Origin of the sequence: Amycolatopsis heterodermiae (genome assembly GCF_034929455.1) — a bacterium.
Lineage (GTDB): Bacteria > Actinomycetota > Actinomycetes > Mycobacteriales > Pseudonocardiaceae > Amycolatopsis > Amycolatopsis heterodermiae.
Genome location: NZ_JAYFSI010000013.1, coordinates 19,932 through 34,062 on the forward strand (window position 1 = coordinate 19,932; position 14,131 = coordinate 34,062).

Annotated in this window: 13 protein-coding genes; 6 read left to right on the forward strand and 7 right to left on the reverse strand. The window is 70.8% G+C overall.

The annotated features are described in order from the left end of the window. On the reverse strand, positions 1–927 hold the full coding sequence (locus tag VA596_RS39355; RefSeq protein ID WP_323334328.1) for an undecaprenyl-diphosphate phosphatase: 927 nt from the start codon (positions 925–927) through the stop codon (positions 1–3). A gap of 424 nt (positions 928–1,351) precedes the next feature. Between VA596_RS39355 and pip the strand changes: the two genes are divergently transcribed. Continuing rightward, a complete protein-coding gene (gene pip / locus VA596_RS39360) occupies positions 1,352–2,290 on the forward strand; it encodes a prolyl aminopeptidase (RefSeq protein ID WP_323334330.1) in 939 nt (312 codons plus the stop codon). A 52-nt stretch (positions 2,291–2,342) separates the two neighbouring features. Continuing rightward, the gene (locus VA596_RS39365) at positions 2,343–2,867 is read left to right on the forward strand and encodes a hypothetical protein (RefSeq protein WP_323334332.1); all 525 of its coding nucleotides are present in this window, start codon (positions 2,343–2,345) and stop codon (positions 2,865–2,867) included. Here the strand turns inward: VA596_RS39365 and VA596_RS39370 are convergent. From VA596_RS39370 to VA596_RS39390, 5 genes are read right to left on the reverse strand one after another with little or no spacing between them, the layout of a single operon-like run. Next, positions 2,850–3,647: an ABC transporter permease gene (locus VA596_RS39370; RefSeq protein WP_323334334.1), complete on the reverse strand. Its 798-nt coding sequence runs from the start codon at positions 3,645–3,647 to the stop codon at positions 2,850–2,852. The two genes, VA596_RS39365 and VA596_RS39370, sit on opposite strands and share 18 nt — an antisense overlap. Positions 3,648–3,655: 8 nt before the next feature. Continuing rightward, a complete protein-coding gene (locus tag VA596_RS39375) occupies positions 3,656–4,495 on the reverse strand; it encodes an ABC transporter permease (RefSeq protein ID WP_323334336.1) in 840 nt (279 codons plus the stop codon). A gap of 1 nt (position 4,496) precedes the next feature. After that, positions 4,497–5,699: an ABC transporter substrate-binding protein gene (locus tag VA596_RS39380; protein ID WP_323334338.1), complete on the reverse strand. Its 1,203-nt coding sequence runs from the start codon at positions 5,697–5,699 to the stop codon at positions 4,497–4,499. Between the two features lie 10 nt (positions 5,700–5,709). Next, positions 5,710–6,792: an ABC transporter ATP-binding protein gene (locus VA596_RS39385; protein WP_323334340.1), complete on the reverse strand. Its 1,083-nt coding sequence runs from the start codon at positions 6,790–6,792 to the stop codon at positions 5,710–5,712. 8 nt (positions 6,793–6,800) lie between these two features. After that, entirely contained in the window at positions 6,801–8,222 is a 1,422-nt protein-coding gene (locus tag VA596_RS39390; RefSeq protein WP_323334341.1) for a gamma-aminobutyraldehyde dehydrogenase, read from the reverse strand. Positions 8,223–8,333: 111 nt separating this feature from the next. Between VA596_RS39390 and VA596_RS39395 the strand changes: the two genes are divergently transcribed. After that, positions 8,334–9,062, forward strand: coding sequence for a FadR/GntR family transcriptional regulator (locus VA596_RS39395; RefSeq protein ID WP_323334342.1), 729 nt, complete (start codon positions 8,334–8,336; stop codon positions 9,060–9,062). Between the two features lie 33 nt (positions 9,063–9,095). Beyond that, entirely contained in the window at positions 9,096–9,797 is a 702-nt protein-coding gene (locus VA596_RS39400; RefSeq protein WP_323334344.1) for a cache domain-containing protein, read from the forward strand. On the opposite strand, the gene VA596_RS39405 is transcribed toward VA596_RS39400, so the two are convergent. Continuing rightward, positions 9,794–11,248: a PucR family transcriptional regulator gene (locus tag VA596_RS39405; protein WP_323334346.1), complete on the reverse strand. Its 1,455-nt coding sequence runs from the start codon at positions 11,246–11,248 to the stop codon at positions 9,794–9,796. The two genes, VA596_RS39400 and VA596_RS39405, sit on opposite strands and share 4 nt — an antisense overlap. Positions 11,249–11,350: 102 nt before the next feature. Here VA596_RS39405 and gabT point away from each other — a divergent pair, with 102 nt between their 5' ends. After that, positions 11,351–12,706 (forward strand): 4-aminobutyrate--2-oxoglutarate transaminase, encoded by a 1,356-nt coding sequence (gabT, locus tag VA596_RS39410; protein WP_323334347.1) that lies wholly within the window; start codon positions 11,351–11,353, stop codon positions 12,704–12,706. Continuing rightward, a complete protein-coding gene (locus VA596_RS39415; RefSeq protein WP_323334348.1) occupies positions 12,703–14,130 on the forward strand; it encodes an aldehyde dehydrogenase family protein in 1,428 nt (475 codons plus the stop codon). Before gabT ends, VA596_RS39415 begins: the two co-directional genes overlap by 4 nt. Position 14,131: the final 1 nt, after the last annotated feature.

A 14,131-nucleotide genomic window follows, 5' to 3' on the forward strand; every position in this document is an offset into this window, starting at 1 on the left:
TCAGACCGCGAAGAAGATCAGGCTGGCGATTCCGGCGACCACGCAGTAAATCGCGAACGGGGTCAGCGTGCGCGTTTCGAAGTAGCCCGTGAGGAAACGGACGGAAATGTACGAAGCGACCCCGGCGATGACGCTGCCGACGAGCGCCGGGCCGAGCGAAGCGTGGTTCTCGGGGGCGAACAGCGTCGGCATCTTGAGCACGCCGGCGGCCAGGATCACCGGTGTGGCAAGGAGGAACGCGAACCGCGCGGCGTCCTCGTGACCCAGCCCGCGGCGCAGGCCGGCGACCATCGTGATGCCGGAACGGCTGATGCCGGGCAGCAACGCGAAGATCTGCGCCGCACCGATCAGGACGGCTTCACCGACGCGCAGTTTCGCCAATCGGACGTCGGTCGCCTCCTCGACGGTGACGGCCCGCATCACGAGCGTTTCTTCGGCCGAGAAGTCCACTGTGTCGTCGTTCTCTTCGGGACGCCGGTGCGAGAACTTCTCGGCGGCGTAGAGGACACCGCCGTTGAGCGCCAGGAAGATCGCCGCCGGCACCGGCTTGCCGAGGACGTCACGCAGCAGTCCTTCGAAGAGCAGGCCGGCCAGCCCGACCGGGATCGTGGCGAGCACGAGCAGCCACGCGAGCCGCTGGTCCGGCGTGCGGACCTCGCGGTCGCGGACCGACGTCCAGAGGCCGCGGATGATCCGCACCCAGTCCTTGCGGAAGAACAGGACCAGCGCGAGCGCAGTCGCCACGTGCATGGCCACGAGCACCGCGAGGTAGGGCGAACCCTTGCCGATGCTCAGGTCCTGCTGCCACTGGCCGCCGAGCCAGGCGGGCAACAGGATGCTGTGGCCGAGACTGGACACCGGAAACAATTCCGACACCCCTTGCAAGGCGCCGACGACAATCGCCTCGACATAGGTCACCGCGGACATTCCGTGCCTTTCCGTACAGCGATTCCTCGACCCCGACACCGGAACGTACCGGCACTTTCGTTAACGGCGGGCAAGGGGACCCCCGGCGCTCAGCGTGCTCTCAGCGGGTGTTCACGTACATGAACACTAATCATGTCCTTGACTGGTGTTCGGATCGTGGCTTACCGTTTAGCCCGTCGCCGCCACGACGGAGTTCGAACCCTCGACGAGGAGGATGGGAATGCGTGAGCGGGAACCGACTTCCACCACCGCACTCCGCCGCCCTCCAGGGTTCGCGTCAGCGACGAGCTGACGCGTCAGAGACTGGGGGCCCGCTCAGCCCGGCGGCGGGGGCGGGCCCCCACTTTTCTTGGTCGCTGTCCCGTTCAGGGAACAACCCGGGTACCGGGACAGCGGCCAGGTTCCGTCCGGCAAAGTGTCGGGCATGGACGAGCTGTACCCGCCACTGCCCGCGCGGGCCGAAGGATTCCTCGACGTCGGCGACGGGCACCGGATCCGGTGCCAGGAAGCCGGGAACCCGGACGGGAAGCCGGTCGTGGTGCTCCACGGCGGGCCGGGCAGCGGGATCGCGCCGATGGCGCGGCGGCACTTCGATCCCGAGGCTTACCGGATCGTCCTGTTCGACCAGCGCGGGGCCGGGCAGTCCACGCCGGGCGCCGGCGATCTTGCCGCCAACACGTTGTGGCACCTGGTTTCCGACATGGAGGCCCTGCGCGAGCGGCTCGGCATCAACCGGTGGCAGGTCTTCGGCGGCTCGTGGGGCGCGACGCTGGCCCTCGCCTACGCCGAGACGCACCCTTCGCGGGTCAGCGAAATCATCCTGCGCGGCGTCTTCACCGTGCGGCAGAGCGAGCTGGACTGGATCTACCGCGGCGGCGCGGCCAACCTGTTCCCGCGCGAATGGGAGGCCTTCCTGGCCCCCATCCCGGCGGACCGGCGCGACGACCCCCTGTCCGCCTACGCCGAGCTGCTCGCCGACGCCCGGGTCCGCGACGCCGCGGCGGTCGCGTGGAGCAGGTGGGAAGGCGCGACGGTTTCCCTGTACCCGCAGGAATCCTTCGTTCAGCAGTACGCCGAACCGGCGTTCGCCCTGACCTTCGCCCGGCTCGCGGTGCACTACTTCACCCACGGCGCCTGGCTGGAGGACGGCCAGCTGATCCGCGACGCGGGCAAGCTGGCCGGGATCCCGGGCGTGATCGTGCAGGGCCGGTACGACGCGGTGTGCCCGCCGACGACGGCGTACGAGCTGCACCAGGCGTGGCCGGGCTCAGAGCTGAAGCTGATCGAGGGCGCCGGGCACGCGGTGACCGACCCGGGCGTCCTGGCCGCGCTGCGGGCCGCGACGGACGCGTTCCGGCCCTGACTCCGGGGACCGGTCCCCGGGGTCACGGCGGATCATCCCGGAGGTGCGGACGGTGCGGCTCCTCCTGGCGACCCTCGGGGTGATCGGCCTGCTCGCGCTGTTCGTCGCCGGCGGCACGGGCGTGGTGCTCGGGATCGTCGAGCAGGCGGAAGCCGGCAACGTCTACGACGTCGGCTTCGCCAAGGACGGCGACAGCTGTTCCGGCAGCGGCGTCTACTTCGCCGAGTTCGACGGCGCGCCGCTGGCCTGCGGACCCGTCGCCGGGCGGCCGCTGTCCGTGCACCCGGTGTTCCCCGGTTTCAGCCCCGAACAGAACACGGCCGTCGAGGACCTCGCCCACGAGCTCGGCGGGGACGGCCCGGGCCTGACGGCCGACGACGAGCAGCGGATCCAGGACGAGGTCGACCGGATCGCCGCGAGCCTGCCCGAAGGCAGCCGTCCCCGGCACGGCCGGGCGGTCCTCTTCGACTCGTGGTGGGGCGCCGACCTCGCCTGGAGCTCGGGTGCCGTCGGACTGGCGGCGGGAGCCGGGTTCTTCCTGGTCATCCGCCGGTTGTGGCTAGAGCCGCCCGCCTGAGGCGGTGTCGCCCGACAGGCGCTGGGCCAGGTACACCGGCACCGTCGACGCCACGATCAAGACCGCGGCCACCACGTTCACGATCGGGGCCTGGTTGGGGCGGAACAGGTTGTTGTAGATCCAGATCGGCAGCGTCTCCATGCCCGTGCCCAGGGTGAACGTCGTCACGATGATCTCGTCGAACGACAGCGCGAACGCCAGCAGGCCGCCCGCCAGCAGGGCCGAGCGCAGCATCGGGAACGTCACCAGCCGGAACGTCGTGAAGCCCGTCGCGCCCAGGTCCATCGACGCTTCCTCCAGGCTGCCGCCCATCCGCCGCAGCCGCGCGACGACGTTGTTGAACACCACCACGATGCAGAACGTCGCGTGCGCGATGATCGCCGTCAGCAGGCCGAGGTTGATGCCGAGGATCGTCCGGAACGCGTTGTTCAGCGCGATGCCCGTGACGATCCCCGGCAGCGCGATCGGCAGGATGATCAGCAGCGACACGGGGTTGCGGCCGAAGAACCGGTAGCGCTGCAACGCGAACGCCGCCATCGTGCCGAGGACCAGGGCGATCGCCGTCGCCGCCAGGCCCGCCTGGACGCTCGTCCACAGCGCGTTCAGCGCACCTTCGTTCGAGACCGCGCGGCTCCACCATTCGAGGGTGAAGCTCGACGGCGGCCAGCCGAACGTCGTGTCCGCGTTGAACGAGTTCAACAGCACCACCAGCAGCGGGAAGTAGATCACCGCCAAGCCGAGGCCCAGCGCCGTCCACAAGAGCACCCGAGACGTCCGCACGCAGGCTCCTAGAGGTTGTCCAGCGCGCCGGTGCGGCGCACCGCGGCCAGGTAGACGAGCATGATCACCACGGGCACGGTCGCCACCGTCGCCGCGAACGGCAGGTTGTTCGCCGCGCCGATGTTGTCGTAGACGACGTTGCCGAGCATCTGCGACGTGCCGCCGACGATCTTCACCGCGATGTAGTCGCCCAGCGACAGCGAGAACGTGAAGATCGAGCCCGCCACGATCGCCGGGAACGTCAGCGGCAGGATCACCGACCGGAACGTCCGGAACGAGCGCGCGCCGAGGTCGCCCGAAGCGTCCACAAGGGAGTCCGGCAGCCGCTCGAGGCCCGCGTAGATCGGCAGGATCATGTACGGCAGCCACAGGTACGACAGCGTGATGATCGTCGCGGTGACGCCGTAACCGGGCGAAAGCCAGCTCAGGGCGCCGTTGCCCGACAGCATCGACCGCCACGCGTACGCCTTCACCAGGTAGCTCGCCCACAACGGCGTCATCACCGCGATCACCAGGATCCGCTGCGCCCGCGGGGACGCCAGCTTGGCCATCGCGAACGCCATCGGGAACGCGACGACGGCGTCGATCACGGTGACGAGCGCCGCGATCCCGACCGTGCGGAAGGTGATCGTGCGGTAGACCGCGTCGCTGAACAACGTCGTGAAGTTGTCCAGCGACCACTCGATGACGACCTGGCCGGTGAACGCGTCGGTGTGCCAGAACGCCGTCACGAACAGCGCGGCGAGCGCGCCCAGGTAGGCCAGGCCGAGCCAGAGCAGCGGGGCCGAGAGCAGGAAACCCAAGCGCAGCCTGGGCTTCCTGTAGAAGAAGGCCGAGAGCGCGGTCATGTCAGCCCTTGATCTCGGTCCAGGCCTTGGTCCACTCGCCGTAGTCCTTGCACTTGACGTCCGTGCGGCCGTCGAGGCACTGCGGGATCGGCGTGGTCCAGTACGCGATCTTCGAGGCGTACGTCGAATCGCTGGCGTGGTAGGTGTCGCAGAGCGTCTTGTCCGTCATCTCCGCGCACGCCTTGGTGTTCGCCGGCGCCTCGCCGAAGTACTCGGCGACCTGGGCGTTCACCTTCGGGCTGACGATGTAGTCGAGCCACTTGTACGCGCACGTCTTGTGCGCCGACTTCGCGGCGACCATCCAGGTGTCCGACCAGCCCGTCGCGCCTTCGCTCGGCACGGCCGACTCCAGCGGCGCGCCCTCGCCCTTGGTCAGGTTGACCGTGACCTGCCAGGCGGTGCCGACGACGGCGTCGCCGTTCTTCAGCGCCTGCGACTCCTTGAGGTAGTCCGACCAGTACTCCGACACCAGCGGACGCTGCTGCTTCAGCAGGTTGACCGCGGCGGTGAACTGCTTGTCGTCCAGCGCGTACGGGTTCTTGATGCCCAGGTCCGGCTGGTGCGCCTGCAGGTACAGGGCGGCGTCGGCGATGTAGATCGGCGAGTCGTAGGCGATGACCTTGCCCTTGTACGGCGAGTTCGCGTCGAACATCACCGACCACGACGCCGGCGCAGGCGTCACCTTGTCGGTGCGCCAGGTCAGCAGGTTCGCGCCCCAGCCGTGCGGGATGCCGTACGAGACCCCGCCGACGCTGTTCCAGGACTTGTCCTTGAGGAACGGCTGGACGTCGGCGTAGTTCGGCACGAGCGCGGTGTTCACCGGCTCGACGTCACCCGAGGCCACCAGCCGCAGCGACGCGTCCCCGGACGCCGAGACGACGTCGTACTGGCCGGTCTTCATCAGCGTGACGGCCTCGTCGGACGTCCCGAACGGCTTGACGTTGACCTTGCACCCGGTCTGCTGCTCGAACGGCGTGACCCAGTTGACCTTCGGGTCGTTGGAGCCGTTCTCGGCGTACCCGGGCCAGGCCAGCACGTTCAGCTGGCCCTCCGGCTGCCCGAGCGCCTTCAGCGCCTCCAGCTTCGGCGGGGTGAACCCCTGCGCGCCGGGCGGCGCGGACGAATTCGTGCCCGACGTGCCACATGCAGCCAACAGCAGGCTGGCGCCGAGGAGCCCGGCAAGCCGCGTTTTCCTGTTCTTCATGGCAAACCCTTCACTGACCTGGGACCTGGAAGCTGTGTTCGTGGCGCCAGCTGAGCCGGACTCGGCCAGCCGCCAGGGCGCCGTCGGTGTTCTGCCGGACGACCGAAAGCTGGCCGCCGGCGTCGAGCGCGACGGCGTAGCGCACGGTCGCGCCCGCGTAGACGACGTCGGTGACCGTGCCGGTCGCGCTGGTCTCCCCCGCCGCCGCGGGCTCGGACAGCTCGTCGTCGATGCGGATCTTCTCCGGCCGGATGCTGAACAGCCCGGGACGGCCGATCACCGACTCGGCGCCGCGGCCGCCCAGCAGGTTCGACGTCCCGACGAAACCGGCGACGAACGCGCTCGCGGGCCGTTCGTAGATCTCTTCGGGCGGGCCGACCTGCTCGATCTTGCCGTCGTTGAAGACCGCGATCCGGTCGCTCATGGTGAGCGCCTCGTCCTGGTCGTGGGTGACGAAGACGAACGTGATGCCGACGTCGCGCTGGATCTGCTTGAGCTCCAGCTGCATCGCCAGCCGCAGCTTGAGGTCGAGCGCGCCGAGCGGCTCGTCGAGCAGCAGCACCTTGGGCCGGTTGACCAGGGCGCGGGCGAGCGCGACGCGCTGGCGCTGCCCGCCGGAGAGCTGCGACGGCTTGCGGGAGCCGTAGTCGTCCAGCCGCACGGTCTTGAGGGCCTCGAGCGCGCGCTCACGGCGTTGCTGCTTCGGGACGCGCTTCACGCGCAGGCCGTACTCAACGTTCTGCTGCACGCTCATGTGCGGGAACAGCGCGTAGTCCTGGAACACCGTGTTGACGTCCCGCTCGAAGGGCGCCAGCCTGCTCACGTCGCGGCCGTCCAGCTCGATCGTGCCCTCGGTGGGCAGCTCGAACCCGGCGATCAGGCGCAGCACGGTCGTCTTGCCGGAGCCGGACGGGCCGAGCATCGAGAAGAACTCGCCGGGCGGGATGTCGAGGTCGACGCCGTCGACCGCGTGGACGTCGCCGAAGTGCTTGCGCAGCCCGGAAAGCCGGACGGCGGGGCGGTCGTCGTCGCTGACCGCCGCGGGTTCCGCGGGGGCTTCGGAAGGGGCTTGGTTGGGTGCTTGGTTGGGCATCGCCAGCCTCACAGAGCGCTCATGACGTGCTTGATCCGGGTGTAGTCCTCGAGGCCGTACAGCGAGAGGTCCTTGCCGTAGCCGGACTTCTTGAACCCGCCGTGCGGCATCTCGGCCACCAGCGGGATGTGCGTGTTGATCCAGACGCAGCCGAAGTCGAGCTTCGCGGCCAGGCGCATCGCGCGCTGGTGGTCGCGGGTCCAGACCGACGACGCGAGCGCGTACTGGACGCCGTTCGCGGCCTTCAGCGCCTCGGCCTCGTCGGCGAACCGCTGGACGGTGATGACCGGGCCGAAGATCTCGTTCTGGCTGATTTCGTCGTCCTGCTTGACGCCGGAGACGACCGTGGCCTCGTAGAAGTAGCCCTCGTCGCCGGCTCTGCGTCCTCCACAGTGGACAGTCGCGTGCTCCGGCAGCCGGTCGATGAACCCGGACACCTTCTCCAGCTGGGCCGCGTTGTTGAGCGGCCCGTACGCGACGTCTTCGTCGTCCGGCTTGCCGGTCTTCGTGGCCTCGGCCTGCCGGGCCAGCGCGCCGACGAACTCGTCGTGCACCTCGTCGGCGACCAGCACCCGGGTGGCGGCCGTGCAGTCCTGGCCGGCGTTGAAGTAGCCCGCCACGGCGATGGCCTCGGCGGCGGCTTCGAGGTCGGCGTCACCGAAGACGATGACCGGCGCCTTGCCACCCAGCTCCAGGTGCACGCGCTTGACATCGGCGGACGCGCTGCGAGCGACCTCGATGCCGGCGCGGACCGAGCCGGTGATCGACACCATGGCCGGGATGTCGTGCTCGACCAGCGCGCGGCCGGTGTCGCGGTCGCCGCACACGACGTTGAACACGCCCGGCGGCAGGAACTCCCCGGCGATCTCGGCGAGCAGCAGCGTCGACGCCGGGGTGGTGTCGGACGGCTTGAGCACGACCGTGTTGCCCGCGGCCAGCGCCGGCGCGATCTTCCAGATCGCCATCAGCAGCGGGTAGTTCCACGGCGTGACCTGGGCGCAGACGCCGACGGGCTCGCGCCGGACGAACGACGTGTGGCCTTCCATGTACTCGCCCGCTGAACGCCCTTCGAGCACGCGCGCGGCCCCGGCGAAGAACCGGACCTGGTCCAAGACCATCGGGATCTCTTCGGCCAGGGTCAGCGCGATCGGCTTGCCGGTGTTCGCGGACTCGACGCGCACGACCTCGTCGGCGCGGGCTTCGAGCGCGTCGGCGATCTTCAGCAGCGCGAGCTGGCGCTGGGCGGGGGTCGTCGCGCGCCAGGTCTCGAACGCGGCGGCCGCGACCTGCAGCGCGTTGTCGACGTCCTCGGGTCCGGCGATCGGCGCGGTGCAGTAGGGGCGCCCGGTGACCGGGTCGGTGATCTCCGCCGTCCGGCCCGACTTGGACTCGACGTACGCGCCGCCGACGTAGTGCTTCAGCTCTTGCACGATGACTCCCTCGGAGGTTCGCGGAGCTAAAACATATAAGTCCATATGTAATAGGACAAGTGGATCAGGCAAGATTGGTGCGAACGGGTTCTCCGACGGCGAAGGGTCACGATGCGCAAGGGCATGTCGCACAGCGCGCGGTCCGCCATGTTCGCCCCGCTCGGCCAGGTCGGGCGGGCGGAAGCGGTGGCGGCGCGGCTCGTCGACGCCATCACCCTCGGCCTGCTCGCCGACGAGGAGCAGCTGCCCAGCGAGGCCGACCTGGCCGCGCAGTTCGGCGTCTCCACCGTGACGGTCCGGGAAGCGCTCGTGGCGCTGCGGCAGCAGGGCCTGGTCGAGACGCGGCGCGGGCGCAGCGGCGGCAGCTTCGTCCGCACGCCGGCCAACCCGCCCTCGGACGTCTGGCGCGAACGGCTGCGGGAGGTGTCGCTGTCCGACCTGCGCGACGTCGGCGACCACTACCTCGCGATCGCCGGGGCCGCCGCCAAGCTCGCCGCCGAGCGCAGCTCCCCCGAGGACGTCGAACGGCTACGGCTGGCCACCGAGGACCTCCGCACGGCGCGCGGCATCGACTTCACGCGAGCGGAGCGGCAGTTCCACCTGGAGATCGCGGCGGCCGCCCAGTCGCCGCGGCTGACGCACGAAGAGGTCCACCTGCAGGCCGAGCTGGGCGGGCTGCTGTGGCTGCCGCTCGGCACCCATCCGTACGAGGAGCACACGGCGATCACCGCGGCGATCGCGTCCGCCGACGGCGACCTGGCCCGCAAGCTCACCGAGGAGCACCTGCTGGGCGCGCTCGACCGGCTCGCGGACGTGCACCTCGACCTGCTCGCCCCCTAAACTCGGCATACTCCGCGCATCGAGGTGAGCACCGTGAACGACACCCGCACGCTGGCCGGCGACGAGGTCGTCGAGCACGTTTCCGCGTTGGTGGAAGAGGTTTTCGACCGGCTGAAGCCGCTGCTCGCGGCCGCCGAGTCGGTGCTGGCCGACACCCCGTCCGCCGCGGCGCTGCACCGCATCCGCCCGGCCGTCACCGAGGCCCTCGGCGGCTTGATCGTCGGCGCGGGGTTCGTCAGCGCGCCGCGGGTGCTCGAGGACTCGGAATTCGGCTTCGAGTGGTGGACCGCCGGTTCGCCGCCCGCGCAGCTGTTCATCAGCCTCGACCCGGGCAGCGAGAACTTCCTCGACTACACGCGCCAATCGTGGTTCACGGTCCCGCGCGACACCGGGCGCCGGCACATCAACGGCCCGTACGTCGATTACCTGTGCACCGACGAGTACACGCTGACGTTCACGATCCCGGTGTTTTCCTCCGGCGCCTTCGCGGGCGTGGTCGGAGCGGACGTGTACGTGCGCGAGTTCGAGCGCGCGGTGCGGCCGCGGTTGCGTTCGCTGGGCCGCGGCGCGGCATTGCTGAACGCGCAGGGGCGGGTGATCGTGTCCAACAGCGTCCGGCAGGCGACGGGGTCCCTGGTGCGCGAGGTGGACGTCCCGGCTTGGTGGTCCTCGGGCGCGGAGCCGGGTCCAGTGCTGCGGCGGTGCGGGGACTCGCCGATCGTGCTGGTGCGCTAGGCCTGGAGCGCGACCCAGAGTTCGGCTCGCACTCCCGGTGAGTCGAAGTCGCGGCCGAGCAGTTCCTCCGCCTTGCGGATGCGATTGCGCAGCGTGTGGCGGTGTACGCCGAGGCGGGCGGCCGCGGTGTCCCAGTGGCCGTGGTGCTCCAGCCAGCAGCGCAACGACGTCTCCAGGTCGCCGCGGCCGGTCTCGTCGTGCGACCGCAGCGGGGCCAGCAGGCCGTGGGCAAACGCTTGCGCCACCACCGGATCGATGAGGGAGAGCAGGCCGCGGCCGGTGTGCTCGGCCGCCGACAGCAGGATCTTGTCCTCGGCTTCCGCCGCCCGGGCCGCCAGCTCCGCCTGTTCCAGGCCGGCCGCGAAGTCCGCCGCGGCCACCGGCCCGGCGACACCACCGTGCAGGCCGCCGATCCGCAGCGCCGCCTCGGCCACCACGTCGACCGCCGTGCCCGCACCGAAGGCGACCACCAGCGAGTCCCAGCGAGCCGCGAACAGCGGCTCGCCTTCCAGCGCTTCCAGGAGTTTGCGCCGCGACGCGGCCGCCCCGGCGAACACCAGCACCGACCACGGCGCCACCGGCGGCTCGGCGCCCGTCGTGGCCAGCACCCGCAACGCCAGCTCGTCCTGCCCGCCGGCGAGCAGCTCCAGCAACCCCGACCGCAGCGCCTGCCGCGCCGAGGCCTGCGCGCGATCCTGTTCCAGCGCAAGGGAAAGCACCGACACCGCGGTGTTCACGATGTGCCGCCCGGCCGTGTCGAGCGAGGCCGGAGTACCGACGGCGAGTACCCGGCGCACGCTGGTGTCGAGCGTCTGGAGCACGACCTCGTCCTCCCCCACCGACACCACGCGCGTTCCCGCGCGAAGGCGCTCCAGCTCTTCGCGCAGTGAAGCGCCGTACGCCCGCGCGCTCGCCGGAGCGGCTTCGGTGACGGTGGTGCGGTCGAAGAGCAGGACCCAGCCGTCGACCAGCTTGGCCAGTTTGCGCAGCACCCCCGCCGGGCCGCCCTTGCCGACGGCCGTGCGGGTCAGTTCCTGCTGGGCCTGGCCGATGCGGACCGTCGTGGCGTACTCGTCGGCCGCCACCGCCCGCGACACCGCGCGGGTGATCGCGATGAACGGCGTCTCGCGCGGCACCTCCAGCACCGGCAGCCCCACTTCGGCGGCCGTGGCGACCAGCGTGGCCGGCACCTCGTCGTGGCTCAGCCCGACGCCGAACCCGAGCCCCGCCACCCCGGCGTCCACCAGGCGATGCACATAACCCGGGGAGGTCTCCTCGTCCAAGGCCAAGCCCGTCGTGAGCAGCAACTCGCCGCCTTCGAGGAATGCCTGCGGGTCGGTCAGCTCCGTCGGGTGCACCCAGCCGATCGGGCGATCCAGCGACGCGTCGCCGGTCAGCACGCGCAGGCCGAGCGGGCGGTCGGCGGCCAGTCCTCGCAGCGTGAGTGCCATAACGGCCAATTCTACGCCTTGAAATTGCCAGAACGGCCAGCTGACTCCAGCTGCGCCGCAGCTCATCCTGAGGACGTCCACCCACCTCCGGAGGAGCACGCCGTGACCGCAAGCACCACCGCCGAGCCGCAGGCCCCGGCACCCCGGCAGCGCCGGCTGCGCACCGAGATCCCCGGCCCGCTCTCGCGCGAGCTGCAGGAGCGGCGCGCCAACGCGGTCGCCGCCGGGGTCAGCTCGGTGCTGCCCGTCTACGTCACCTCCGCCAGTGGCGGCCTGGTCACCGACGCCGACGGCAACGTCCTGATCGACTTCGGCTCCGGCATCGCGGTGACCAGCGTCGGGCACTCCGCGCCGGCCGTCGTCGACCGCGTCCGCACGCAGGCCGAGCTGTTCACCCACACGTGCTTCATGGTGACGCCGTACGAGGGTTACGTCGAGGTGTGCGAAGCCCTGGCCGAGCTGACGCCCGGTGACCACGCGAAGAAGTCGGTGCTGTTCAACTCCGGTGCGGAAGCCGTCGAGAACGCCGTGAAGATCGCGCGCGTGGCGACCGGGCGCCAGGCCGTCGTCGTGTTCGACCACGCTTACCACGGCCGCACCAACCTCACCATGGGCATGACCGCGAAGTCGGTGCCCTACAAGCACGGCTTCGGCCCGTTCGCGCCCGAGGTCTACCGCGTGCCGGGCTCGTACCCGTACCGAGACGGGCTTTCCGGCTCCGACGCGGCCGCGCTGGCCATCGACCGGATCGAGAAGCAGATCGGCGGCGACCAGGTGGCGGCCGTGGTGCTCGAGCCGATCCAGGGCGAGGGCGGGTTCATCGAGCCCGCGCGCGGGTTCCTGCCCGCGCTTTCGGCCTGGTGCCGCGAGAACGGCGTCGTGTTCGTCGCCGACGAGGTGCAGACCGGCTTCTGCCGCACCGGTTCCTGGTTCGCGTCGAGCGACGAGGACGTCGTCCCGGACCTGGTCGCGACGGCCAAGGGCATCGCGGGCGGCCTCCCCCTCGCGGCGGTCACCGGCCGCGCCGAGCTGCTCGACGCCGTCCCGCCCGGCGGCCTCGGCGGCACGTACGGCGGCAACCCGATCGCCTGCGCCGCCGCGCTCGGCTCGATCGAGACGATGAAGGCCGAGAACCTGGCGGCGTCGGCGAAGCGCATCGAAGGGGTCGTCCTGCCGCGGCTGCGCGCGCTGGCCGACGAGACCGGCGTGATCGGCGACGTCCGCGGCCGCGGCGCGATGCTGGCCGCCGAGTTCGTGCGACCGGGCACGACCGAACCGGACGCCGACCTCACCAAGCGCGTCGCGGCGGCCTGTCACCGGGCCGGCGTCATCGTGCTGACCTGCGGCACCTACGGCAACGTCGTCCGCCTGCTGCCGCCGCTGTCCCTGTCCACCGACCTGCTCGACGAGGGCCTCGCGGTCCTCGAGCACGCTGTCCGCACGGAGGCTCGCTCGTGACTTTCCCCTTCTGGGTCGCCGGAAAGCCGGTGACCGGCGGCGCCACGGCTGACGTCCGCCACTCGTTCGACGGCTCTCTCGCCGGTGCGCACTTCGTACCGTCCACTTCGGACGTCGAGGCCGCGGTCCAGGCCGCGCACGACGTCCGCGACGAGTTCGCGACGCTGCCCGCGCACGTCCGTGCGGGGGCGCTGGACCACGTGTCCCGGGCGTTGGGTGAGCGGTCCGAGGAGATCGCGCAGCTGATCACGGCCGAGTCCGGCAAGCCGCTGAAGTGGGCGCGCGGCGAGGTCGGGCGCGCGGTTTCGACGTTCCGCTGGGCCGCCGAGGAGGCCCGCCGCTTCTCGGGCGAGCTGCAGCGCCTCGACACCGACCCGGGCGGCACCGGTCGCTTGGCGCTGGTCCGGCGCGTGCCGCGCGGACCGGTGCTGGGCATCACGCCGTTCAACTTCCCGCTGAACCTGGTGGCGCACAAGGTGGCCCCGGCGATCGCGGTGGGCGCGCCGATCGTGCTGAAGCCCGCGCCCGCGACGCCGCTGACGGCGTTGCTGCTGGGCGAGATCCTGGCCGAGACGGATCTTCCGGCGGGCTCGTGGTCGATCCTGCCGGTGGACAACGAGACGTCGTCGAGGCTGGTCCAGGACCCGCGGCTGCCGGTGGTGTCGTTCACCGGCTCGGTCCCGGTCGGCTGGAGCATCCGCGACAGCGTGCCGCGCAAGCACGTCGCGCTGGAGCTGGGCGGCAACGGCGCGGTCCTCGTCTGTCCCGATTGGACGGACCTCGACTTCGCGGCGCAGCGCATCGCGACGTTCGCGATGTACCAGGCCGGGCAGTCGTGCATCTCGGTGCAGCGGGTGTACGCGCACGACTCCGTGTTCGATGCGTTGGTCGAGAAGGTCCTTTCCCAGGTCAGCGCTCTGCGCACGGGCGACCCGCGCGCGGAGGGCGTGGACGTCGGCCCGATGATCAACGAGGACGCGGCCGCGCGGGTTTCCTCGTGGGTCTCCTCGGCGGTTTCCGCTGGTGGACAGCTTTTGACCGGCGGCGGCCGGTCGGGCGCGACCTTCGAGCCGACGGTGCTGGCGGACGTCCCGGAGGACGCGTCGGTGATGGCCGACGAGGTCTTCGGCCCGGTGGTCTCCCTGATCCGCGTTTCGTCGGTGGAGGAGGGGGTGGCGCGGATCAACGCGTCCCGCTTCGGGCTGCAGGCGGGGGTGTTCACGCGAGACCTCCCGACGGCGTTCTCGGTGTCTGCTTCACTCCAGGTCGGCGGGGTTCTGGTGGGCGACGTCCCGAGCTTCCGCGCGGACCAGATGCCGTACGGCGGGGTGAAGGATTCGGGCGTGGGCCGCGAGGGCCCGGCGTCGGCGATGGCGGACTTCACCGAGGAGCGGGTAACGGTCCTGACCGGCCTGACGCTGTAAG

Coding starts and splice junctions, on each gene's coding strand:
- VA596_RS39355 (WP_323334328.1), bottom strand. CDS start 927: ATGTCCGCGGTGACCTATGTCGAGGCGATTGTCGTCGGCGCCTTGCAA.
- pip (WP_323334330.1), top strand. CDS start 1,352: ATGGACGAGCTGTACCCGCCACTGCCCGCGCGGGCCGAAGGATTCCTC.
- VA596_RS39375 (WP_323334336.1), bottom strand. CDS start 4,495: ATGACCGCGCTCTCGGCCTTCTTCTACAGGAAGCCCAGGCTGCGCTTG.
- VA596_RS39380 (WP_323334338.1), bottom strand. CDS start 5,699: ATGAAGAACAGGAAAACGCGGCTTGCCGGGCTCCTCGGCGCCAGCCTG.
- VA596_RS39385 (WP_323334340.1), bottom strand. CDS start 6,792: ATGCCCAACCAAGCACCCAACCAAGCCCCTTCCGAAGCCCCCGCGGAA.
- VA596_RS39395 (WP_323334342.1), top strand. CDS start 8,334: ATGCGCAAGGGCATGTCGCACAGCGCGCGGTCCGCCATGTTCGCCCCG.
- VA596_RS39405 (WP_323334346.1), bottom strand. CDS start 11,248: ATGGCACTCACGCTGCGAGGACTGGCCGCCGACCGCCCGCTCGGCCTG.